Source organism: Nonomuraea sp. MTCD27 (assembly GCF_041950495.1).
Lineage (GTDB): Bacteria > Actinomycetota > Actinomycetes > Streptosporangiales > Streptosporangiaceae > Nonomuraea.
Window position 1 is genome coordinate 159,965 of record NZ_JBGNUW010000005.1, and the last position, 23,518, is coordinate 183,482.

Here is a 23,518-nt window from a genome sequence, read left to right on the forward strand (position 1 = left end):
TACTCCCTACGACGATCTAGTTTTCGCTGGTCATGCCGGACATCGCGACCAGCACGCGGCGGCTGCCGCCGTACGGTCGACGTCCGTGCGCGACGAGCATGTTGTCGACGATCAACACGTCACCAGCCACCCAGTCGAAGGAGCGCGTCTCTGCTTCGTAGGCCCGGCGGACCTCGTCCATCTCCGCGTCGCCGATCGGAGTGCCGTCGCCGTAGCACACGTCCCGGCTCAGCCCGATGTCGGATGACAGCAGCGATTCCCGGACGCTCCGCGGCAGGGTGGACGGATGGAACATGTGAGCCTGGTTGAACCAGACCCGTTCGCCGGTCACAGGGTGCTCTGCCACGGCCTGGCAGACCTGGGTGGTACGCAGGGTGTCGTTCGGTCCCCACTCGGCCCGGATCCCGTTGCCGGCGCAGAAGCGCTCCACCGCGTCGCGATCCGTGGTCTCGAACGCCTGCTGCCATGCCAGGCCGACGCCCAGCCCGAACTCACGTGTGTACGTAACACCGTGCCGCTCGAACCGCTCCCGCGACTGCGCGGAGATGCGCTCCAGCACCCTCCTGCTGTCGGCCAGGGGCGTCTGCCCTCCGTGGCCGGCCGGCACCAGACAGCAGAACCACAGCTTGGCCGGCCACGCGCTGGCGTACGACAACTCGTTGTGCTGCGCGATGGTCTGATCCGCTGGGTACTCGGTGGAGGTGTAGACCTTGTCGAGCTCCCGGGTCCGCGGTGTGCCCCCGTACACGTAGTCCAGCAGGTCGTCGGCGTCGACGGCCACGACCTCGGCGAAGTCCTCGGCGGTCCCGACCGCGAATCCCCGGCACAGGACCGCCCCGGTCTGGTGCAGATGGGTCTGGACGGCCGCGGTGTTCGACCTCAGCCAATCGCCCAGCTTGAGTCCGGAATGCCGTGCGGTCACCACGACCGGCTCGGCTGGTCGCGCGGACGGCGTGAGGTCGGTCAAGTCGGCGAGGGTGGCTCCAACCGCGCGGCGCCGGCTCACCCCGGGCGCAGGAATTGCGTCTGTCATGCTGCACCAGTCCTTTCCATATGCGACATTCGCCTGATCGGCGACAGCCACAACACCGCCAGCGGAAGCAACAGACCGATCCCCGCGACCAGCACGCTCCCCCTGAGGCTCAGGGCCGTCGCGAGCAACCCGCCCAGCAGGGCTCCGATGGGGATCGAGCTCCAGATGAAGAACCGCATCGTCGCATTCGTCCGGGCCAGCAGCTGCTGGGGCGTGACCACCTGCCGGACAGTGATCGCCGCGACGTTGAACACCGGCCCACCGAGCACGTACACGAAGTAGCCGGCGATCAGGACTGCCGGGCCGGCGAACGCCCCGTGAGGAGCCACGGCGGCGATGAGCACGCCGACCGCCACCGCGGCACCACCGAGAACGAAGGCGCGGCCGAGGCCCGCTCGTTCGATGAGGCGACCTGCCACCACGGAGCCGAGCACCCCGCCCACTCCTCCGGCTGCGAGCACCAGGCCGACCGTGGCCGGCGCCATGCCCAGAGTGTTGATCATGTAGAGGTGCTGGATCGCGAGGAAGACGAAGGCGAACAGGTTCATGAGGCAGGCCGCCACCGCGTTCCACAGCAGCAAGGGCGTGCACACCACGAACGTCAGGCCCTCACGGATCTGCCGCACCAGCGAGGCGGGTTCGTCCTGCTCAGCGGTCACGGCCGGCCGAACCGGACGCACCCTCAGCATCAGCAGGCCGGACACGGCGAAGGCTAGCGCGTCGGCGAGCAGGGCGAACGGCGCCGAGAGCACCTGGACGAGAAGTCCTCCGAGCCCGGGCCCGAGCACATCCGCACCCGAGTGTCCCGCCTCGAGTTTGCCGTTGCCGTCCGCGAGCCGGTCCGGCGGCAGGAGCACGGGAAGGACGGACAGCCCGGCGACATCGCTGAATACGCTCAGCGCACCGACCAGTATCGCGATCACGTACAGGTGGCCGATGGTGAGCAGACCCAGCGCCGCCGCAAGGGGCACTGTGAGGATGAGGACTGCACGAAGCACCGCCGAGGCCACCAGAACTCGGCGCAGGTCCCAGCGGTCGATGAGGGCTCCGGCCGGGAGTGACAGCAGGACGAACGGGACCCGCTCCAACGCGGCCAGCAGGCCGACCTCGAACGCGCTGGCGTGCAGGAAGGCCACCGCGGTCAACGGCAGCGCCACCATCGTCACCTGCGTGCCGAGGAACGACGCTGCCTGAGAGCCCCAGAAGGAGGTGAACGAGGCCTGCCGCCAGAGTGATCTCTGCCTCTCCCGGCCCGCATCCGCCATGGTCATAGCGCGCCTCCGGCTGCTGAGACGGGAGAGCGCTTGGCCAACACCCGATCCAGCTTCGCGCGGCCGGCATCGTCCAGCAGGACGCGCTGGCTCGCCCGCCGCTTGGCCAGAGCGTCGTCGACCAACACTTTCAGTTCGCCGACGGTCGCCGTCTCCGAGGCGATGGCGTGGAGGATGCACTCGAACTCCACAGCGATCTCCTCCACCGTGGCCGGGTCGAAGAGATCCGCCTTGTAGAGGATCTCGCCGCGCAGACCGCGGCTCTCCGGCCAGAGGTCGAACTGGATCTCATAGTGAATCGGCCAGTCGAAGACCTCTGTGTACGCCGCCTCCAAGCCTGCCAGCGCCGGCTCGGCACCGGCGATGTTGATGAAATCGAGCCATGCCTGGACCAGCGGCGGACGGGCCGGACCGCGCTCCGCACGGGCCGCGTCGATGAGCCATTCGAAGGGAACATCCTGGTGGGCGAACGCCTCCAGCATGGTGTCCCGAGTGGCGCGCAGGAACTCCACCAACGTCATGTCAGCGGCCGTCCGACTGCGGATGACCAGCGTGTTGACGAACAATCCGATCAACGGCTGCAGCTCTGTCCGCGTGCGGCTGGCGATCGGCGTACCAATCAGGAGGTCATCTTGTCCCGTCCGGCCATGCAGGGTGAGCGCGTACCCGGCCAGCGCGACCATGAACAAGGTCGCTCCTTCCCGGTGCGCCAGCTCTTCCAGCGCGCGGGTGATCGATTCCTCGATGCGGAAGGCGACGCAGCCTCCGGTGAAGGTCTGCGTCGAAGGCCGCGGTCGATCCGTCCGCAGCTGGAGCTCGGTGGGAGCGCCGGCCAACTGCCGTTCCCAATAGGCCAGTCGCTGCGAGGCGTGCTCCGGCGTAAGCCACCTCCGCTGCCACGCGGCGTGATCGACGTACTGCACCGACAGCTCGGGTACGGCCCGATCACCGCTGTACAGCGCGCCGACCTCCTCGACCAGCAACCCCAGTGACGAACCGTCCGAGACCAGGTGATGAACGGTCAGCACCAGGAGGTGATCCGTCGGGCCGAGTACGTAGAGCACGGCGCGCAGCAGCGGCCCGCGCTCCAGATCGAACGGCCGGCAGGCGTCCTGCCCGGCCCTCGCGCGCGCCTGGTCCTCACGGAGGGCCTCCGGCCCGTCGGACACGTCCACGATCTGCAAGGGCACGGAGATCTCCGGCAACACGCGCTGGATGGGCGGATCTGTCGTGGGAAAGACGGTACGCAAGGCTCCGTGGCGGGCCACCACGGACTGCACAGCGCGCTCCAGCCGATCCGCGTCGAGCCTGCCGCTCAGGCGCAGGCCGATGGGGATGTTGTACACCGCCGTGCCCGGATGCCACTGCTCCATCAGCCACATGCCCTCTTGGTCGTAGGACAGGGGTGCCTGGGACGCACCGGTGGCGGCCAGTTCGGGCAGTGCCGACGTGACCGAGCCCTTGGCCTTCTCCTCCTCGATCTTGGCTGCCAGGGCGGCCACCGTGGACTCCTGGAAGATCACCGGCAGGGAGAGATCGACCCGGAAGGCGTCGTTCAGGCGGGCAACCGCCTCCGTCGCGAGCAGCGATTGGCCGCCGAGGGCGAAGAAGTTGTCGTGCAGGCCGATCCGGTCGACGCCCAGCACCCGGCCCCATACCTCCGCGACGGTTCGTTCCGTCCCGCTGATCGGCGCGGCCCCTTCGGTGACCGCCAGATCCTCCTGGCCCGGCGCCGGCAGCGCCGAACGGTCGACCTTCCCGTTGGCCGTCAAGGGGAAGCCCGGCACGCGTACGAACGCCGCGGGCACCATGTACTCCGGCAAGCTCCCCTGGACCAGGGCGCGCAGCTCCGCCGGCGAGGCCGCCTCCCGGGCCGCCGACCGTACGTAGGCGACCAGCCGACGATCGCCCGGCCGGTCTTCGCGCACCATCACCAGGCACTCGGCCACCCCCGGATGGCTCGCGACCACGGCCTCGATCTCGCCCGGCTCCACCCGGAAGCCGCGGATCTTGACCTGCTCGTCGAGCCGGCCGACGAATTCCAGGACACCGTCCGGGCGCCACACGCACCGGTCACCCGAGCGGTACAACCGCTCGCCGGAGCCGCCGAAGGGGTCGGGCACGAACCGTTCCGCCGTCAGGCGCGGCTGGCCCACGTACCCTCGAGCCAGCCCTGACCCACCGATCAGCAGCTCTCCCGGCACTCCGACCGGGACCTGGCGCAGGTTCTCGTCCACCACGTGGACCCGCACCCCGCCGATCGGCACGCCGATCGGCACCACGCCGTCCCCGTCGGCACCCGCATCCACCTCACCGACGACCGCCGTGATGGTCGCCTCTGTCGGACCGTAGACGTTGAGGTGGCGGGCCTTGGGGAAGACCGACCGGGAACGGACGGCGTCCGCACGGGTCATCTGCTCGCCGCCCACGATGACCAGCCCGATGTGGTCGGGGCGCGACTCCGGAGAGGACTCGAGCAGGCCGACCAGGCCCTGCCAATGGGACGGCGTCAGATGCAGGACGGTTATGCCGTGGTAGTCGATGCGCCGGACCAGATCGCCGGGCGACCATCGATCGTCGCCGCGCAACACCAGGGTGGCCCCACAGGCGAAGGTGGTGAACACCTGCTCCAGCGACACGTCGAAGCCCTGCGCCAGGAAGTGCAGCACCCGGTCGCGTGGTTCGAAGGCGTAGACCTCCCGCATGGCCGCGGTGTGATCGTCCAGCGACCGCCTGGACACGGCCACGCCCTTGGGCCGGCCGGTCGAACCGGAGGTGAAGATGATGTACGCCGTCTCGTCGGGATGGCCGGCCGTCGCGGGATCGGTCAGGGGCAGGCTCCCGTCGTCCCGGACGTCGTCGAGGTGCAGAGCAGGGATCTCGGCGGTCATCGCCGGGGGAAGCTCATCGTCCGTGACCACGAGCGACGCCCGCGCGGTGGACAGCATGTACGCCAGCCGTTCGGTGGGCAGCTCCGGATCCAGGGGGAGATAACCGGCACCGGCCTTGAACACGGCCAGCATGCCGACGACGAGGTCCGGCGAGCGGCGGACACAGACGCCGACCGTGTCCGTGGGCCTGATCCCGCGCCTGCGCAGAGCATGGGCCAACTGGTTGGCTCGCTCGTTGAGCTCGCGATAGCTGAGCGAGTCCTCCTCGCACACGACCGCGGTCGCCTCGGGGCGGGCGGCCGCTTGGAGCTCGAATCGCCGATGTACGAACCCGCACCCGTCAGGGAGACGCGGGGCCGTCCCCTGCGCGAGGAGCTGCTCGTGGTGCTCCGGCGCCAGGACGGAGACCTTGGCCAGCGGAAGCTCCGGATCCCGCGCCATCGTCCGCAGGACGGTCCGGAGAGCGGCGGCGAACTGGGCGATCAGCCGCTCGTCGAACAGATCCTTCGCATAGAGGATGCGTCCGCGCATTCCACTCGCGTTCTCCATGAACTCGACCGTCAGGTCGAACGGAGCGATCTCGACCGGGACGTCGTACTCCTCCACCTGCAGCCCAGGCAGGTCCGGGGTGGGCTGGGCCGGGTTCTCCAGGACGCACATGAGCTGGAAGAGCGGGGTCCTGCTCGGATCCCGATCGATGGACAGCTCCTCCACGAGCTTGTCGAAGGGCAGTTCCGCGTGGTCGTAGGCGGACAGGGAGGTCGCCCGCGTCTGCCGCAGCAGGTCCGCGACGGTCAGGTCCTGCTCGACGGTCAACCGGATGACGAGGGTGTTGACGAAGAACCCCAGGAGATCCTCCAGCTCGCCGCGGTCGCGGCCGGCGATCGCGGTGCCGAAGGCCACGTCGCTCCGGCCGGTGTAGCGGGACAGCGTCAGACCGACGGCGGACATCAGAACCATGTGCAGAGTCGCGCCGTGCCGCTGGGCGAGATCCTTGAGAGCGTGGAGGAATTCGGGCTCCAGCCGGAAGTCGTGGCTCATGCCTCGCGTGGATCGCACCGGTGGCCGGGGGCGGGAAGGCCGCACCTCCGCCGCCTCGTATCCGGCCAGCTGGGTACGCCAGTACTCGAGGTGGCGCTCGGGTTCGTCGCCGGCCATCCACTGCTGTTGCCAGGCGGCGTAATCGGCGTACTGGAGCTCGGGCCTGCGCGGATCCGGCGTCTGTCCCTCCAGGCGTGACCTGTAGATCGCGGACAGCTCGTCGAGCAGCTTCCCCAGCGACCACCAGTCCGTCACGATGTGATGCTGCGCGATCGTGATGATCCACTCGGCCGGGCCCAGCCGGATGGCCAGGACGCGCAGCAGCGGAGGCCTGCCGATGTCGAAGGGGCGGGCCATGAACTCCTTGACCCGCCGCTTGGCCTCCTGTTCTCGGGTCGGCACCTTGCCGAGCCACCGCAGGTCCACCGGCTCCCAGGGCACCTGCGCCTGGTCCACCACGTGCAGCGCGGGACGGCCCTGCGCCTGGAGGAACCCGGTACGCAGCACGTCGTGCCGCTCGATCACCGTGTTCAGGGCGTCTTTCAGCAGATCCTCACGCAGCTCACCCCGGATGCGGAACGAGACGGACACGTTGTACTGGCCGTTCTCCTGCTCGTACCGGTCCAGGAACCACAGGCGTTGCTGGGCGTAGGACAGCCGGCCGTCCTGGTTGCGGACATCCGCGACGGCCAGGGTCTTCCCGGCGTTCTCGACACCGACCAGCGCTGCGAAGTCCCGCAACCTCGGCGCTTCGAAGATCGAGGACAGGGGGATCGCGGTGCCGTACGCGCGGCGGACGTCGGAAAGGACCCGGGTCGCGGCGATGGAGTCGCCTCCCAGGGCGAAGAAGTCGTCGTGCGAACCGACGCGATCCACGCCCAGCACCCGCCTCCAGGTCTCCGCGACGCTCCGCTCCACCTCACTGACCGGCTCAGCGCTCTCCGAGACCGCCAGGTCCTCCTGCCGAGGCGCCGGCAGAGCCGGCCGATCGACCTTCCCGTTCGCGGTCAGCGGGAAGCTCGGGACGCGTACGAACGCCACCGGCACCATGTGCTCCGGCAAGCTCCCCTGCGCCAGGTCACGCAGCTCCACCGGCGACACCGGCTCCCCGCCACCGGCCACCGGCCGCACGTAGGCCACCAGGCGGCGCTCACCCGGCCGGTCCTCACGGGCTGTCACCAGGCACTCGGCCACTCCCGGATGGCGCGCGAGCACGGCCTCGACCTCACCGGGCTCCACCCTGAAGCCGCGGATCTTGACCTGCTCGTCGACCCGCCCGAGGAATTCCAGAACGCCGTCCGCACGCTGCACGCACCGATCACCCGATCGGTACAACCGCTCACCACGACCGCCGAACGGATCCGGCACGAACCGCTCCGCCGTCAAACCCGGCTGACCCGCATACCCTCGCGCCAGCCCTCCGCCACCGATCAGCAACTCCCCCGGCGTCCCGGCAGGGACCGGACGCAGGTCCTCGTCCACGACATGAACCCGGACCCCGTCCACCGGCACCCCGATCGGCACCGTCCCGTCCTCATCAGGGGCCGGTCCCACCACACCCGCCACCGCGGTGATCGTCGTCTCCGTCGGGCCGTAGGCGTTCATGATCCGGGCGCCTTCCGGCAGGAACCGGCGCCAGGCGCGGACGTCGCCCGGTCTGACGGCGTCACCGCCGAGCAGCAGCAGACGGACGGAGTCCAGCGTCCCCTCGACGTCGCTCTCCAGGAGGTGCTGGGCGTATCCGGGCAGCAGGTCCATCACCGTGGGCCGGGTCCGCCTGATCTTCTCGATCAGCTCTGACGCGCCCCACCGGCCGACCGGCACCACGACGCTCGCTCCGCGGACGAGCGGAGTGAGGCTCTGCTCAATGGCGACGTCGACCCCGGGGCGGGCGGCCTGCAGTACGCGGTCGGCCGCCGAGAGCTCATACCGGCCGGCGATGGCGGAGACATGGCTGGAGATGGACCGGCGGCTTACGCCGACCGCCTTCGGCCGCCCGGTCGAGCCACTGGTATAGATGACGTACGCCAGCTGCTCGGGGAACACGACCGGCTGCGGCCGAAGAGCCTCGGCGTCACCCCGCACGGACTGCGAGACCGGGACGGCGCTGACGTCGCTGAGAGGGAGTGCGGCGTGCCCTTCGGGCACGATGGCGACGCGTACCCCCGCGCCCACGAGCAGGTCCGTCTTCCTGCGCTCCGGCTGTTGCGGATCGACAGGCAGGAACGCGCCGCCACTCTTGAGTACGGCGAGATACGCGACGAGGAGATCGGCGGCAGGCTCCAGAATGGTCGCGACGACGGAATCCGTCCCTGCCCCGGCCGCGATGAGGGCATGGGCCAGGCGATTGGCCCGGAGGTCCAGCTCCCGGTAGCTCAACACCTGATCACCGTGGACCACCGCAGGCGCGTCCGGGGCGACATCGACGCTCCGCTCGAACTGGCCGACGATGTCGATGACGTCTGCGTTCTCGATGACCATCAAGCCTCTCCTGTTTCAACCGGCGACGGACGACGGGGTTCCTTGCCTAAGCGGTGATCGCCCCAGGAAGGGGAGCACGGTCGGCGCCGTTCGGCTCGAAGGTGGCACTCTCGATCAGCCGGTTCACCGCGGCGGCGCTGACGTCCACCGGGGTCGAGCGTCCGACGTTCTCCGCGACTGCGGCGTTGAAGGCACGCACGTACTGCTTGACCTGGTCGAGAGCCATTCCTCTGCGCATCAGGTAGAAGACGCTCCACAGCTCGAATCCGCTCTGCGGCAGCCAGATGGACTCGCGCGTGTTCAGGAACATGTCATCGATCACGTCGGCGGCCTGGCCGGCGGTCATCGTCCGGTGTCGCCAGTTGAACATCGAGCCGGACACGTCGAACTCAGCGCGCCGTTCCCAGATGGGCGTGATCGGGTCGGCGTACCAAAGTTGCGGCCGGAAGAAGTCCGGCTGGGCCTCGGCCAGCAGGCTGCGCGTCTCGTCCACGGTTTCCCTGGTCTCGCCGGGAAAGCCGATGATGAGATTGGCGTGCGTGACGATGCCGACCTGCCGCAGCCGCGGGATCGCCCGGAGATAGTCACGCCGGCGCGCGGTCTTGTTCATCGCCTTGAGCATCTGGTCCGAGCCGGATTCCACCCCGAGGAAAACTCCTTCGCAGCCCGCCTCGGCCATCAACTCGATCGTCTCGTCATCACCGTGGTCGCTGCGATAGAACGAGTTCCACCGGAATCCGTAGTTCTTCCGGATCATCATCCGGAGTATTTCTTTGAAGCGCACCTTCGGCACGTTGACCGTGTCGTCGATGATGGTGAGATTCGTGACCGACGTGTGCTCGCGGATCCGGTCGAGTTCCAGCTCCACCAGCTCGGTCTGGAGATAGACGTATTTGCCGGAGCGCGCGGGGAACCCACAGAACGAGCAGGAGAAGGGGCAGGACTTCGCGGTGCGCAGCGTGACGAAGTTCCCCAGCGGGCTGAACAAGCTGTAGTCCACCATGTTCTGCTCGAGCGGGTTCCGCTCGATCTCCTCGTCGTTGAAGACCCATTCCCCGTTCTCACGGAAGATGACGTTCGGGATCCCGCGCAGCGACTTGCCCTCCCGGAGCGCGGCCAGCACGTTCACCAGCGTGTTCTCGCCTTCGCTGCTGACCACGTAGACATCTGCGCCGACCAGGTTCAGCACCTGGCTGAAGGCGGGGCGTGAACTCTGCCGTGCGTAGTTGGCCACGAACGGGCCACCGACGATCACCTTCGTCTTGGGGCTGTGCTCACGGACGAACCGCACGACCTCGACAGCGGGATCCGGCATGACGTACAGAGTCGTGGTGACCGCCACGGAGAGCGGCTCGTCGGCGAGCACGGCCGCGAACCGTTCCTTCTCGTCCTGGAACAGGTTGACGTAATCGAAGGAATAGCCGTGCCGGTGCAGGAAGGAACCGAGATAGGTGATGGTGGGCCACAACATCTCGAGATTGTGGTAGCGGCGGTCGTCACCGTACCCGTCCACCACGCGTTGCCGGGTGAGAAAGTCCAGGGCCCGGGTGGGCACGCCTTCCCACTGCATGAAGGCGAGCGACAAATCGCGGTACGCGCCCGAGTCACGACCCATTCCCGCGACCATCTCGACCTGCGTCGGAAAGTCACCGTCGTTGTGTCCGACGATTACGCAGTCCAACATCACAGCCTCCTCCGAGTCACACAACCCCTGAGACCGCAACTGGCCGAAGTTGGCGAGGTATACGTGACCGACACGGATTGGTTACGGCGATCATTGCGGTGTCGTAAGTGCGACGCAATCCGGAGCGAACCAGATACGCGACCCTTGACAAGCCCCGCGCTTTTGCCGTAATGAAATCAACCACTTGCTCAGGCTCCGGCGAGATCCGCTCGGTATTTCCGCACGCTGCCGCCTTCAGCCCCGTTCACGCTCGTCCGGGGCGTCCTTCCGCCAGACCACGCTGCAGGGCAGAGACATGAAGCCGCGCTGGTGCGCCGAGTGCACACGCCGGGAGCCGGCCATGTCGAGGTCGTACTCGGCCACATGCCGGGCGACCTCCTCCAGCACGGTCGGTATCTCCAGCGTCGACAGGGCGGCACCGAGACAGAAATGAGGGCCGGCGCCGAAGCTGATCATTTTTCGCGTGTCGCGGTCGAGGTCGAAGCGGTCCGGGTCGTCGAACACTCGGTGGTCGCGGTTGCCGGAGGCGTGCAGAAGCACCACGCGGCTTCCTGCCGGGACGGTCGTGCCGTGCAGCACGAGGTCACGGGTCGTGGTCCGTGAGGTCATCTGGCTGGAGGAGTCGAATCGCAGCGTCTCACTCGTCCAGTCCCTGAACCGACCGGCGAGTCCGGCTCTCTGCACGCCGGGCACCCGCCAGCCGTGATACCAGGCATTGCCCACGAGCTTGCTGGTCGACTCGTTCCCGCCGCTGACGATGAGGAAGATGAAGGCGATGATCTCTTCGTCCCTGACCGGCCTGCCCTTGATCTCTGCTTGGGTGAGCATCGAGATGAGGTTGTCGCCAGGACGGCGGCGCATGTCGGCGACCAGCTCCTTGTAGTAGGTGCCCAGCCGGAAGGCGGCGGCGAGATTCGCTGGCGTCCGTTCGTCCGAGTCGTGCTTGCGGGTGTTGAGCAAGTCGGAGTCCTGCCGGATGGTGTCCCAGTCCGATTCCGGGATGCCGAGCATCTCGCAGACGCCGTCGGTGGACACAGGGGTGGCCAGGTCGGCGGCGAAGTCGAAGGTGTCCCTGTCGAGCAGGGGCCGCAGCCGTCTCCGGGTGAGCTCTCGGATGCGCGGCTCGCGCCGGACGACGGCGCGCGGCGAGAACACCCGCTGGATCAGGCCGCGTACGACGGTGTGATCCGGCGGATCGAGGGCGAGGAAGAAGACGTTCTTGTACGCCTGTGGCCCCGACATGGTCGGCTCCAGCGATATCCCGTCGCGGTTGGTGAACGTGGCCGGGTCGCGCATCGCGGCCAGAACGTCGGCATGCCGGGACAGCGCGAAGAAGTCACGCTCCTCGTTCCGGTAGACGGGGGCGTGTTCCCGCATCCAGGCGTAGAAGGGGTAGGGGTCCTCCTGCACCTGGTACGAGAAGGGATCGTACGGGCCGGGCAGAGCCTCGGCCGCCCAGGGGTCACTCGCGGCGGCACCGCGCGCACCATGCATCGACATTCGCCGAGTGTCCCGGCACCGTCTGGTCGGCAACCTTGTCAGAACCTTGCGAACCTGTCGCCCGACGACAAGATCGCGATCAGGCCGTGCGCGCGAGACTTCGGGGCAACCGATGGACGGAGGAGGGGTTGTGCCCGCGGTCGTTACTGTCCAGGCGCCGAGGAACGAAGACGGCAAGCCAGGACAAATAGATCTCCACAATGGCGAATCAGGGACCTTTGGCACCTGCGCATGTGGGCAGTGCAGTCTCGATCTGGTGCTCGCCCCGCAGGAGATCTGGTTCTCCGGGGAGATCACAGCCACTGACGGCCACTGGCTGCTGACGAACTACTGCCCGAGCGAGGCTCTGCTGGTGGAGAACCTCGAGAACTGTTACGAATACCTGACTGTCGGCCCAGGCCGGCACCAGACTCCTGTGCCGTTCGAGCTGTGCCGGGTCAGTGTCGCCGAGCACACCCATGGCCCGCATCTCACGGTGTTCGGTCCGGAGCCGAAACACGCGAAGGCCCGGTCGGCGCCATGCACGGCCGTACCAGAGGCGCAACCGGCACTCAACCGGCAGTCCACGTATTTCGCTGTGTTGTGGACACTTTGTGAACCCCGTCTGCGTGGCTCGAGCTGCTGCCCGCTGCCCACCTCGGGACAGATCGCACGCCGACTCGGAAACATGACCGCCCGCGCCGTCAACGCTCACATCGAGTATCTGATCAGCAAACTGGGACTGGCCCCAGGCTGCGGCCGCGAGGCGCTGGTCGAAACCGCCATCCGGCATTGCATGGTCTCACTCGATGGCCAGCCGACGAGATGGTCAACGCCCAGGAGGGAAGACCTTTGCAGTACGCCAGCCAATGCATCCACGACCTTGTCTCCAGCGCGGCACGGCGACAGGGCAACGCCCCGGCCGTGGTGTCGGAAGGGCTGACGCTCACCTACGCCGAGCTCGACCAGCGCGCCAACGCCCTCGCGGGCGAACTGCAGAAGCGCGACGTCGGGCCCGAGGTCCTGGTCGGCGTGCACATGCCCAAGTCGTTGGCCATGGTCGTCGGCATCCTGGCCGTCCTGAAGGCCGGTGGCGCATATGTGCCCATGGACCCGGCGGCCCCGGCCGATCGCCTGTCGGACGCACCCGTGCGGCTGGTGCTGAGCCAGCGCGCTCTGGCCCAGCAGCCGATGATCGCGGGAGCCCAGGTGCTGCACCTGGATGGCGACTGGGATCTGACCACCGGTCAGCCCGAATTCGTCCCCTCGCAGCCGGCCGGCCCCGACAACCTCGCATACGTGATCTACACCTCCGGATCGACCGGCCGCCCCAAGGGGGTCGCCGTGACGCACCGATCCCTTGTCGGCTCGACGCTCGCCCGGCACGCCTGGTACCAGCCGCCCCAGGCCTTCCTGCTCCTGTCCGCGATGGCCTTCGACAGCGCCGTTGCGGGGATCTTCGGCACGCTGAGCCGCGGTGGCGCGCTGCACCTGCCCCCGCCCGGCGCGGAATCCGATCTGGCCATGATCGGCCGACTCGTCCAACGCGACGGCATCGACACGATCCTGACCCTGCCCTCGCTGCTCGAGCTGCTGTTGGACACCGCGGCGCCTGAAGCACTCGCCTCGTTGCGCACCGTCACGGTGGCCGGCGAACGCTGCCCGCCCGGCCTTCCCGCGAAATGCCGGTCCCGTTTGCCCTCGGCCGACCTTTACAACGAGTACGGCCCCACCGAGGCCACCGTGTGGAGCACGGTCTGGCGGGCCTCCGGGAAGGGCCTTCCTGAGGGTGGGACCGTGCCGATCGGGCGTCCCGTCGACGGCATCCGGGTCAGCGTGGTGGACGCGACCGGCGCGCTCGTACCCGACGGGACGCCCGGCGAACTCTGTCTCGGAGGCACCGGCCTGGCCCGCGGCTACTACGCGCGGCCGGACCTGACGGCGGCCGCCTTCGAACCTGACCCGACGGGACCGCCGGGTGCGCGCCGGTACCGCACCGGCGACCTCGTCCATCGCCGGGAGGATGGCGACCTGGAGTTCCTCGGGCGGATGGATCGTCAGGTGAAGATCCGCGGCTATCGGGTCGAACCAGACGAGATCGAAGCCGCGATGCAGCGGCATCCGAGCGTCCGGCAGGCCGCCCTGGTGACGTCGGCCGGGACCGGTGAGGCCACGCTCGTGGCGTTCGTCGCGGGTCCGTCCGTCGACCTGGCCGGCTTGCGGGCCTTCCTCGGCGAGACACTGCCAACGTACATGGTGCCGGGCGAGATCCGCGAGATGGACCGACTGCCGCTCACCCCCAACGGCAAGGTCGACCTGCGCGCGCTGGAGACGCTCCTCAGCACTCCTGCCGACGTCCCCGCCGCCGACGCACCGCGTGGTGCCGTCGAACAGGTCGTCGCGGCGGTCTGGTGCGAGATCCTCGGCCTCCCCTGCATCGAGCGCGATCGCAGCTTCCTCGAGATCGGCGGATCGCTCGCCGTCGCGCGCGTCGCGCTGCGGCTCTCCCAAGTGTTCGGCGGGCATGTGCCGCTGCTGTGGGTCTACGAGGCGGAGACGGTCGAGCAACTGGCCAAGTGGCTGGAAGTCAATGTCGCGGACGCCTCGACGACAGCAGAGGCACACTACCGAAAGGCTGAATGACATGAGCGGGACGACAGATCAGCAGTTCGACGTCGTCGTCGTAGGCGGCGGACCGGGCGGATCCACCACCGCCACTCTCGTGGCCAAGGCGGGACACCGGGTGCTCCTGCTGGAGAAGGAGCGTTTCCCTCGCTACCAGATCGGCGAGTCGCTCCTGCCGTCCACGGTGCACGGCGTGTGCGCGATGCTCGGCGTGACCGAGGAGCTGGAAGCGGCCGGCTTCCCCGTCAAGCGCGGCGGTACGTTCCGCTGGGGCAGTAACCCCGATCCCTGGACGTTCACCTTCGCGTTGTCCCGCAAACTGGCCGGGCCGACGTCGACCGCCTACCAGGTCGATCGCGAGCGCTTCGACTCGATCCTGCTCGGCAACGCCCGCCGCAACGGCGTCGACGTGCGGGAGGAACACGAGGTCGTGGCGCTGGAGGAGGAGGACGGCCGGGTCTGTGGGGTGCGGTTCCGGGATGCGGCCGGCGCGGAGCACATCGTACGGTCTCGTTACGTCGTCATCGCCGCAGGCAACACCGACGGGTTGTACAAGAGAGTCGGCACGAGGGAGCTGTCCCCCTTCTTCCAGAACGTCGCCCTGTTCGGCTACTACGAGGGAGGCAAGCGGCTGCCGGCGCCGAACGAGGGCAACATCCTGTGCGCCGCGTTCGCCGACGGCTGGTTCTGGTACATCCCGCTCTCCGACACGCTCACCAGCGTCGGAGCGGTCATCTCACGCGACCGGATCGAGGTGATCCAGCGCGGCCAGGAAGCCGCCATGGCGCAGTTCATCGCATCATGTCCGCTGATCTGCGACTACTTGTCCGACGCGCGCCGCGTGACCGAGGGCATGTACGGCAAGCTGCGCGTCCGCAAGGACTACTCGTACTGCAACACCTCGTTCTGGCGACCCGGCGTCGCGCTGGTCGGTGACGCGGCCTGCTTCATCGATCCCGTCTTCTCCACCGGCGTGCATCTGGCCACCTACAGCGGCGTCCTCGCCGCCCGATCGATCAACACGCGGCTCGACGGCGAGCTGACCGAGGAGGCCTGCTTCACCGAGTTCGAGAACCGCTACCGGCGCGAGTACAACCTCTTCTACCAGTTCCTCCAGTCGATGTACGAACTGAATCGCGACGAGGCGTCGTACTTCTGGGAGGCCCGCAAGCTGCTCGGCACCGAGCAGAGCGACGCCCAGGCGTTCGTCGACCTGGTGGCGGGCATCTCGGGCCCCGACCGGGAGCTCTTCGAGACCACGGGCCGGCATCCCACGAGCCAGTTCGGCGCGGCGCTCGCGCAGGCGTCGCGCCCGGAGGTGATGGACGACGGCGACATCGTCTTCCAGGGCACCGGCACCCGGCTCCTCGGCGCCGTCCTGAACGAGGCGACCGACCTCCAGGTCCGCGCGGCGATGGCCGACACACCGGAGCTGCTGCCGGAGCCGCGCCCGCAGTTCGCCGGCGGCCTGGTCCCGTCGCTCGATGGACTGTACTGGCGGAATCCGACCACGGTCGACGCGGCGGCGCAGCCCGCCGCCCGCTGAGCGGACAGCCGCGGCGCGGGTTCCGCGGGCCCCGCTGCGGCGACCTCGCCCCGTGAAAGGCGCGGGCCCGTGGAATCGGCGTCCCGCCCTGGTGCAACGATCCTCTGCCTTCCGACGGCCACGCGCCGAGAACGGGCTCTGCCATACCTCCCATGCATATTCTGCTGCTGGATCTCGCGCTGATCCTGGCACTGGCGAAGGTCATGGGCGCGCTCGCCCAGCGGCTCGGCCAGCCCGCCGTCGTCGGCGAGATCGTCGCCGGTGTCGTCCTCGGTCCCACGCTGCTCAGCCCCGCCCTCACCGCCGCGATCTTCCCCGGGGAGGTCCGGCCGGTGTTGAACGCGCTCGCCCAGGTCGGGGTGGCACTCTTCATGTTCGTCGTCGGCACTGAGCTGGACCTCGGCACCATGAAGGGCGGTGGGCGGTTGACGGTGTGGACCTCACTCTTCGCGACCGCGGTGCCGCTGGCGCTGGGCGGCCTGCTGGCCGCGACACTCCTGTCCGGATATCAGAGGGGTCCTTCCGCCGGGTTCGTCCTGTTCTTCGCGGTGGCGATGTCGGTGACCGCCTTCCCCGTCCTGGCCCGGATCATCGCTGACCGAGGCATGACCGGCACCCGGATGGGATCCACCGCGCTGACCTGCGCGGCCGTCTGCGACCTGCTGGCCTGGTCGCTGCTCGCGCTCGTGGTCGCGCACGTCACGGGCGCCCGGTTCCAGTGGTGGCTCCTGCTGCTGGTGCCGTACGTCGTCGTGATGGTCACGATCGTACGGCCGCTGTTGCGCCGGGCGAGCGAGTTCTGCCCGCGCGGCGAGCCGGCGGGAGGATTCTTCTTCGCCGTCGTGCTGGGCGGGCTCCTCGTGTCGGCCGCCTTCACGGAGTGGCTCGGGCTGCACTACATCTTCGGGGCGTTCCTCTTCGGCGCCCTCCTGCCCAGAGGCGCGGGCGATCAGGTGCGCAAAGGCATGATCCGGCAGGTGGAGCCGCTGTGCGCGACGCTTCTGCTTCCCGTCTATTTCGTGATGGCGGGACTCAAGATCGACCTGTCCGGGCTGACCGTGACCCAGCTCGCGGAGCTGGCTCTCATCCTGGCCACGGCTGTGATCGCCAAGTTCGGCGGCACGTACGCCGGTGCTCGCATCGGCGGCCTGGACCGGCGTGGGGCGATCACTCTCGGCGCACTGCTGAACACGCGCGGCCTGACGGAACTCGTCGTGCTCGGCGTCGGCCTGGAGCTCGGCGTGCTGGACGACCGGCTCTACTCCCTCATGGTGGTGATGGCCGTCGTCACCACCGTGCTCGCCGGGCCTCTGCTGAGCCGGCTGCACCCGCCGTCCGCGAAGCCGGAGCCGGAGCCGGAACGCACCGCCGTCTCCCGTACCGGCGCTGACACCCGCGCCGGATAAGACTGGACGCACCGTCGGATGGGACGGCACGGTCAGGCGTCCCGCGGCTCGATGGTGCGCTCGGCAACCACCGCGTTCACGCTGTTCGGCGATGGAGGGGCCTGGACAGAACGAGGCTGGGGTGAGCGTCCGATCAGGACCGCGCCTGCATCTCAGCCACCAGACGCCCGGCACAAGGCCGCTCCCCAGCCGGGCATGTGTGGCCGGATGTTGGCGCGGATGCGGGCGCGACGGTTGCGCAACGTCGCACGACACGATCGAAGCGTCGTCGGGCGGAAGAGCGCCGCCCCGGATGCGAGGAGTGATGCGGAATGTCTGCTGCGATTCTCAAGAAGGTACGCGGCCGGCGAGCGATCTGGGTGGCGGCGGTGGCTACGCTCGCCGGAATCGGCTTGACGGTCCCGGCGTCCGCCGCGGTACCGCCTGAAGTGATCATCGCCGACACCTTCGCCACACGTACGGCGACGGGCGCCGCGAACATCTTCTTCGACTTCGCCGTCCCGGCCGGCAGCTGGACCGCCGAGGCCACGCTCACGGGCCGCAACAACACGGCCGTGGCATCCGGCCTGGCCTGCACGCTGCTGATCATCAGCGAGAGCAGCACCAACAACAGCCGCACGGTCGCCTCTTTGGGCCCCAACGGCCAGCTCGCCAGCCTGGCAGCGGTCACGGCGCGCACCGTGAGCACCTCCGGGACCGTGCGGTTGTCGTGCAACGCGACCACGACCTCGAACATCTCGGTGTTCAACGTGAGCATCATGGCGACGCGCGTCAACTCCCTGACCCGCGTGAACCTCGGCTGAGCTCACGGCGGCCCGGTGGCTCCAGCGCCCGTGAGCGAGCGCCGGGCCACGTCATGACAGGGACAGCGATGTCCCTGAGGTGACCTGGGCGGTGCGGTTCCGCGTCGTTCGCGCTCGATGGGGAGGAGCGACGGATCCTCGCCACATCAGATGAGAACGTGCCACATGCTTCGCCAGATCGCCTGAGAACTCGCCACTCCGGCGGAGAACCCACAGCCGGGGCGGCGGAGGTCACGACGGTGACGGTACGCCGAGGCCGGGCTGGTCCGCAGTGTCAATAGTGAAACGGCGTAACTGCCAATCGTCGCCGAGACGCTGACCTGCGGTAGCCGACGCCACCGCGGCGGCCGCGAAGGCCTCGCCGGTGCCGAGCTCGGCACCGTGGTGCCCGCGTTGAACTGGGGTGACGCTTATTGACACCGTCACGGGGTTGTCGTGCTGGGGTACCACGATGACTCGCCGTGGATGGAGCGGCTGGATACGTCCGGTTCCCCACCCGGTCACCGTGCGGCCGGCCAGGTCCTCGACGGCGGCCGCCGCGGCGGCCTGGGCGCCGCGCACGTTCCGCGCGGCGATCGTACCGAGGAAGCCGAACCCGTCCACCTCGATCACGCCGTCCGGGCCCTGCAGGCTCCACTCCCCGTCCTCCCGCGCCACAGGCACAGGTCGCTGTCGTCCCAGTCCCGCCCCGCGGGCCCGGGGACGGCCACGCCGGCCAGGACGTCTGGCCGGACGTCCTGGACGTCTGCGGGGACGTCCTCGCCATCCTGGGTGCCGGCCTCGCGGTCGCGGGCGGCCTGCAGGAGGCGGGCGTGACGGCGCTGAGCGGCGCGGCGATCACCCACCCGCAGCACGGGTGCCAGGGCCTTCCAGGTGACGTCGGCGTCGCGGGCGGCGGCGATCAGGTCGGGCTCGACGTCGGTCAGCCAGTCGCGCAGATCGGCCGGCAGGGTCAGCGCGGCCAGGGCCTCATCGCCGGGCGGCCGGGTGTCGTCGAACCGGTACGGAGCGGTCAGGTTGCGGACGTTGGTGATCTTCCTGGCGTCGTGCGCGTGCACCCGTTCATCAAGGCGGAGAAGCAGGGCGGTCACAGCGTCAAGCGGGCGTGTGAGCTGCTGGGGGTCTCCCGTGCCGCCTTCCATGCACGCCGCGACGCCGCTCCCGGGCTGCGTGCGATGCGCGATGCCGAGCTGGCCGGGCAGATCGCCGAGGTGCACGCGCGCTCGCAGGGCGGTTACGGCGCGCCGCGAGTGCACGCGCAGTTGCAGCGGGACGGGCAGCGGTGCGGCCGGCGGAGGGTGGCCCGGCTGATGCGCGTCCTGGGCCTGGCCGGGCGGTATCGGCGCCGCCGGCGGCAGACCGGGTTTGAGCAATCGCTCAGGTAGTGATCGAAGGATCGATAAAAGTACCTGGTCAGAGCGATGGCGCAATTTTCGGCACCCACAGCATCTTCACACCGTGCTGGACGAATACGCCCATCATTACAATCGTCACCGGCCCGCTGCCGGCGGGTCGGATCGAGCGTCGCGTAGTTCTCGGCGGGCTGATCAACGAGGCGCCGTCACGAATAAGCAGGTCAGCGCCATGGGCCTGGTTTTGACACCCATCAGGCTACGGATGGTGGGAACAACGCACAGCTCCTTCGTAATCGGGCTGAGTGGGAAAGGCCTTGCCGTGCCGGCGGTGGGGTTGGTGGGCCGCCCATACATACGGCGCCCACCAACCCTCATGCTTTGCCGCTATATGCCAGTTCCGTCGTTGTGGTTCGGGCGGTGGCTGGCGCCAGGAGCAATTGGCCGGAGGCGCTCCCGCCCGCAGGACTGAGCGACAGTGACGTTCTCGAACGAGCTCTCCGTGGATGCGTAAAGCCCGACGCCGCCGCTGCGGACAACGGTGTCGCGACCCTTCAGGACCTGAACGCCGTTCAACGTCACGGTGATGCGGTCGCCGTGAATCGCCGCACCCAGTCGCACGGGACCTGTCAACGGGTTGCTGATGGATGCCGTGGCCACTGTGACGGGACCCGACGCGTGAGCCTCGCGGATGATGCTCGCGTACTGGGTTCCGTTGCCCGTCTTGCCGACGTGGATCCGATACCCGTACGCGTCCGTGGTGTCTCGCAGCGAGACTCCTGCGTTACCGACGGATCCGTCGATCGTGACCGTGGTCTCCACGACATAGTCGCACGCCTCGGAGAAGCGCGACGGCAGTGTCGAGTCGGCCAGTACGTGCGCCCGGCCACCGGCAGGCGGCGTGAGGTGCAACTTGCCCGAGGCGACGGACACAGACCCTGTTATTCCTCGCCAACCGGCCTGATCGAGCCCTTCCCTGATCACGATGTTGTCGAAGGTCGCGGCCCGCCGATGCGTAAAGGCGGCGGCACCACCCGTCGGCAGCTGTCCGTCGTCCGCGGAGATCGACGTATCGCCGACTTTGGCGCTCAGATGCCTCCCGATCGCGGATACGACCAGCTTGTGCGGGACGTTGGCGCCGATCGGCAGTGCGGTCTCCGCGAGAACCGTGGTCGTCGAGTTGTATATCTTCACGAGCTGCAGCGTCGCTCCCGACGTGGAGTTGAGCACTTCGGCCCGGTAGTAGTTGCGGGAATCGTGGTAGCGGAACGCGAGACCGGTACGGGCCGTCGTCTGGCCGCGTACCCCGGGAACGATGTCCGCGGCCATGACCACGTCATCGGGTACGTCCTGCAGCGCCGCGAACGACACCATGTCCGCAGTCGAGGTCTGTGCCAGCTGCGTGTCCGGCTGTGCGCCGGTGAGCGCCCAGGTCCCCTGGACCGGCGCCCAGCCGCCAAAGGATCCGTTGAAGTCATAGACGTCACGGTCCAGGCCGGCATCGTCGAACTCGTCGTTGAGCACGGGTGCCGGGGCAAAGTGTTCCTCGACCGACACGGTGATGAGGTTGCCCGCGCGGGTGAACGCGATCGGGGTGTCGTTCACCGTCACCGCGTTCGCGTTCGGCGCGTTGATGGAGAGCGTGCCGGTGAACGGGTCCCCAAGCGAGATCCGGGCGGTCGAGCCGCGCAGTTTCACACTGACATCGGACACCGGTGCGGATGCGCTGATAACGGTGTTGTCTTGGTCGATCAGCGACGACCCTCGGGTCAGCGCGTACCTGGTAAGCCCGCCGCCCGAAGCACGCTCGAGGTACGCGGTCTCGGCGTTGGTCGTGGCGGCCCCGAACGCCCTCGACGAGGGAGTCGCCTCGCGCGAAAGGTAGAAGCGTCCGGTCGCGTCCGGCAGGGCGATCTCCATCGCCGTCGCCACGGAGTGACTCACCCCGGGCATGGCGATGCGCTTCGCCGTCACCGAGGGCGCCGCGCCGGCCTTGCCGGGAACCACGACCGTGTCCAGTCCCGTCGGCCCGGTGGAGGACCAGTCGTACGACAGGTAGTCGACGTCGGTGAGTACCTGCTCGCCGACGCGTACGGCGCCATCCTCGTGGACCCTGGGGGTTACCGCGGCGCCGGCCGTTGCCACCGGGATGAGCTGCACGCCGGCAACGGGTGCGGCTCCGGGCACGGTGTCGAACCCGACCGTGGCGACCTTCGTGGTCGGATTGACGGTCACCGGATCACCGGGGAAGTGCCAGAGCTGCCGGTAGTTGTGCGCGGCGGTGTCACCGGTGAGGTCGTCGGAGACCACCCAGAAGCCGGGCTTGACGAAGTAGACCGCGCGATCGTGCGCGACCGGCCGGTAGCCCATCGCCGCACCGCGGTAGATGTCGAGGCCCGCGTTCGAGCGCCACAGCGACGTTGTGCGGGGGACGCCGGCGGTCTGCGGGAGTCCGTCGACCTCGATGGTGTTGTGCGCCTCGGTCGTGCGGCGCATCCAGTCGTTCGTCGGAGTCGCGCTGTAGTCCCCCACCCCGGAGTCGACGATCAGCGGACGCCCGTACGCCGCCATCACCAGGCTGAGGTCGTCCGGATGCCGATGCGAGGCAGTGTAACTGGAACTCTGGTTGTTGATCAGCATGTACCGGGCATAGGCGTCCCACCCGGAACGCTGAACCGCGAAGCTGATCGGAAACACCGTGGACGACAGCGTCGGGGCGGTCCCCTCCGTTCGGCCGGAGGCGACCCAGGTGAAATCGGGCCAGGAGTTGCGTACACCGCTCCTGCGAATGGCCGACGTACCCGCGTAGTTGTTCGGCGTGTCGCCAATCGCCGCGGGTTCAAGATTCGGCTGACGGGTCGCGAACAGCGAATCCGCGATCCAGTCCGCCGCCTGGACGAGATAATCGGGAACGGTTCGCCCGTTGGCATTCGCGACTGCTATGACGGAGTTGAGCATATCCGCCACGTATGCCTGATAGTTGAACGCCGGCTCGCGGTACACACCGTCGCCCTTCAGGTACGCGCGCAGGAACCGCTCGGCCGAGCGCACCGCGAACCACTCCCAGCCAGGCGATGACGAGAACTCGGGCAGAAACACGGCTGCCGCGTGGACGGAGCGGGCCATCGACACGTACCAGTTGTTTCCGACATGTATCTGCATCACGCCGACGAGGAAGTCCGTCGTGGCGTGCACGCCGGACAGGTACGCCACGAGATCGCTCGCGTCGATGCCAGGATCGGTCCGGAACACGGAAAACGCGCTGACCAGCTGGGCGAGCCGCTTGGCTGCCGACAGGTTGCGGCCCTGCGGCCAGCTCTGATTGTCGGCGAAGAAGTCCAGCGAGATGTCCATCCACGCCGCCGCGTACGCCGCACGCTTTGCCGGGTCACTCTCGGACACGTAAGCGAATGCCAGTTTGGGCATGAACGTGAAGTCGCTCATCAAAGTCTGCGCGCTGCCCGGGGTGGTCTGCGTCCCACCCCAAAGGTCCTGCCAGTCGATGTCGATCCGCTGCTCGGCGCTGTTGTAGAAGTTGCGGGTCTCGGAGCCGAACCGGAAGATCCCCGCCGCGAGCTCGTCGGGGCCCGAGTCGCCACCGCCCAGGCCCTCGGCCGGAGCCGGGTACTGGACGTCGGCGCGGCCCGCGTAATACACCTTGAGCTCCCTCGCGGCGCCCGCTTCATCACCGGCGGCCAGCTTGGCCGCCACCGCGCCGAGCCCCGGGCGCGTCAGGTCGAGCAGCCCGCCGAGATCCGACATGTCGGCGACGGCGGCACTGCCCGGCGACAGCACCGCCGCCACCAGAGCCAGCACGACCGCCACACGGGCCCGACCACGCGTGTACCAACGTAACTTGCTCCGTCTCACTGTCTTCTCCCTAACCCCGTGAGAGTGTCGGCTGAG

14 protein-coding genes are annotated in these 23,518 nt (G+C 68.5%); 6 read left to right on the forward strand and 8 right to left on the reverse strand.

What is annotated here, in order from left to right:
* Positions 1–16 precede the first annotated feature (16 nt).
* The 5 genes from ACBJ59_RS16525 to ACBJ59_RS16545 all read right to left on the reverse strand — a co-directional run bounded on the left by ACBJ59_RS16525 (position 17) and on the right by ACBJ59_RS16545 (position 11,901).
* Positions 17–967: a TauD/TfdA family dioxygenase gene (locus ACBJ59_RS16525; protein WP_375111102.1), complete on the reverse strand. Its 951-nt coding sequence runs from the start codon at positions 965–967 to the stop codon at positions 17–19.
* Positions 968–1,029: 62 nt separating this feature from the next.
* Positions 1,030–2,304 carry an MFS transporter gene (locus ACBJ59_RS16530; protein WP_375111103.1) on the reverse strand — a complete coding sequence of 425 codons (1,275 nt, stop codon included), beginning with the start codon at positions 2,302–2,304 and terminating at the stop codon, positions 1,030–1,032.
* Complete coding sequence (locus ACBJ59_RS16535; RefSeq protein ID WP_375111104.1) at positions 2,301–8,717, reverse strand: amino acid adenylation domain-containing protein; 6,417 nt, start codon at positions 8,715–8,717, stop codon at positions 2,301–2,303. The genes ACBJ59_RS16530 and ACBJ59_RS16535 overlap by 4 nt, the downstream gene beginning before the upstream one ends.
* 46 nt (positions 8,718–8,763) lie before the next feature.
* Complete coding sequence (locus ACBJ59_RS16540; protein WP_375111105.1) at positions 8,764–10,401, reverse strand: PhpK family radical SAM P-methyltransferase; 1,638 nt, start codon at positions 10,399–10,401, stop codon at positions 8,764–8,766.
* Positions 10,402–10,635: 234 nt separating this feature from the next.
* Positions 10,636–11,901 carry a cytochrome P450 gene (locus ACBJ59_RS16545; RefSeq protein WP_375111106.1) on the reverse strand — a complete coding sequence of 422 codons (1,266 nt, stop codon included), beginning with the start codon at positions 11,899–11,901 and terminating at the stop codon, positions 10,636–10,638.
* A gap of 256 nt (positions 11,902–12,157) precedes the next feature.
* Here ACBJ59_RS16545 and ACBJ59_RS16550 point away from each other — a divergent pair, with 256 nt between their 5' ends.
* The 5 genes from ACBJ59_RS16550 to ACBJ59_RS16570 all read left to right on the forward strand — a co-directional run bounded on the left by ACBJ59_RS16550 (position 12,158) and on the right by ACBJ59_RS16570 (position 18,260).
* Positions 12,158–12,823 (forward strand): hypothetical protein, encoded by a 666-nt coding sequence (locus ACBJ59_RS16550; protein WP_375111107.1) that lies wholly within the window; start codon positions 12,158–12,160, stop codon positions 12,821–12,823.
* Positions 12,733–14,523, forward strand: a complete 1,791-nt coding sequence (locus ACBJ59_RS16555) for an amino acid adenylation domain-containing protein (RefSeq protein WP_375111108.1) — start codon at positions 12,733–12,735, stop codon at positions 14,521–14,523. The genes ACBJ59_RS16550 and ACBJ59_RS16555 overlap by 91 nt, the downstream gene beginning before the upstream one ends.
* 1 nt (position 14,524) lies before the next feature.
* Complete coding sequence (locus ACBJ59_RS16560) at positions 14,525–16,051, forward strand: tryptophan 7-halogenase (protein WP_375111109.1); 1,527 nt, start codon at positions 14,525–14,527, stop codon at positions 16,049–16,051.
* Between the two features lie 152 nt (positions 16,052–16,203).
* Complete coding sequence (locus tag ACBJ59_RS16565; RefSeq protein WP_375111110.1) at positions 16,204–17,457, forward strand: cation:proton antiporter; 1,254 nt, start codon at positions 16,204–16,206, stop codon at positions 17,455–17,457.
* Between the two features lie 311 nt (positions 17,458–17,768).
* A complete protein-coding gene (locus ACBJ59_RS16570) occupies positions 17,769–18,260 on the forward strand; it encodes a hypothetical protein (protein ID WP_375111111.1) in 492 nt (163 codons plus the stop codon).
* 231 nt (positions 18,261–18,491) lie between these two features.
* On the opposite strand, the gene ACBJ59_RS16575 is transcribed toward ACBJ59_RS16570, so the two are convergent.
* Both ACBJ59_RS16575 and ACBJ59_RS16580 read right to left on the reverse strand, forming a co-directional pair.
* Positions 18,492–18,872 carry a hypothetical protein gene (locus ACBJ59_RS16575; RefSeq protein ID WP_375111112.1) on the reverse strand — a complete coding sequence of 127 codons (381 nt, stop codon included), beginning with the start codon at positions 18,870–18,872 and terminating at the stop codon, positions 18,492–18,494.
* Positions 18,869–19,318 carry a hypothetical protein gene (locus ACBJ59_RS16580; RefSeq protein WP_375111113.1) on the reverse strand — a complete coding sequence of 150 codons (450 nt, stop codon included), beginning with the start codon at positions 19,316–19,318 and terminating at the stop codon, positions 18,869–18,871. Before ACBJ59_RS16580 ends, ACBJ59_RS16575 begins: the two co-directional genes overlap by 4 nt.
* On the opposite strand from ACBJ59_RS16580, the gene ACBJ59_RS16585 reads away from it, so the two are divergent.
* Positions 19,313–19,645, forward strand: a complete 333-nt coding sequence (locus ACBJ59_RS16585) for an IS3 family transposase (protein ID WP_375111114.1) — start codon at positions 19,313–19,315, stop codon at positions 19,643–19,645. The genes ACBJ59_RS16580 and ACBJ59_RS16585 overlap by 6 nt on opposite strands.
* Positions 19,646–19,999: 354 nt before the next feature.
* Here ACBJ59_RS16585 and ACBJ59_RS16590 read toward each other — a convergent pair whose 3' ends face one another.
* On the reverse strand, positions 20,000–23,437 hold the full coding sequence (locus ACBJ59_RS16590) for an alginate lyase family protein (RefSeq protein WP_375111115.1): 3,438 nt from the start codon (positions 23,435–23,437) through the stop codon (positions 20,000–20,002).
* Positions 23,438–23,518: the final 81 nt, after the last annotated feature.

Bases quoted from the DNA above. Each gene is read 5' to 3' on its own strand.
- ACBJ59_RS16530 (WP_375111103.1), bottom strand. From the start codon at position 2,304: ATGACCATGGCGGATGCGGGCCGGGAGAGGCAGAGATCACTCTGGCGG.
- ACBJ59_RS16535 (WP_375111104.1), bottom strand. From the start codon at position 8,717: ATGGTCATCGAGAACGCAGACGTCATCGACATCGTCGGCCAGTTCGAG.
- ACBJ59_RS16540 (WP_375111105.1), bottom strand. From the start codon at position 10,401: ATGTTGGACTGCGTAATCGTCGGACACAACGACGGTGACTTTCCGACG.
- ACBJ59_RS16545 (WP_375111106.1), bottom strand. From the start codon at position 11,901: ATGTCGATGCATGGTGCGCGCGGTGCCGCCGCGAGTGACCCCTGGGCG.
- ACBJ59_RS16560 (WP_375111109.1), top strand. From the start codon at position 14,525: ATGAGCGGGACGACAGATCAGCAGTTCGACGTCGTCGTCGTAGGCGGC.
- ACBJ59_RS16565 (WP_375111110.1), top strand. From the start codon at position 16,204: ATGCATATTCTGCTGCTGGATCTCGCGCTGATCCTGGCACTGGCGAAG.
- ACBJ59_RS16570 (WP_375111111.1), top strand. From the start codon at position 17,769: ATGTCTGCTGCGATTCTCAAGAAGGTACGCGGCCGGCGAGCGATCTGG.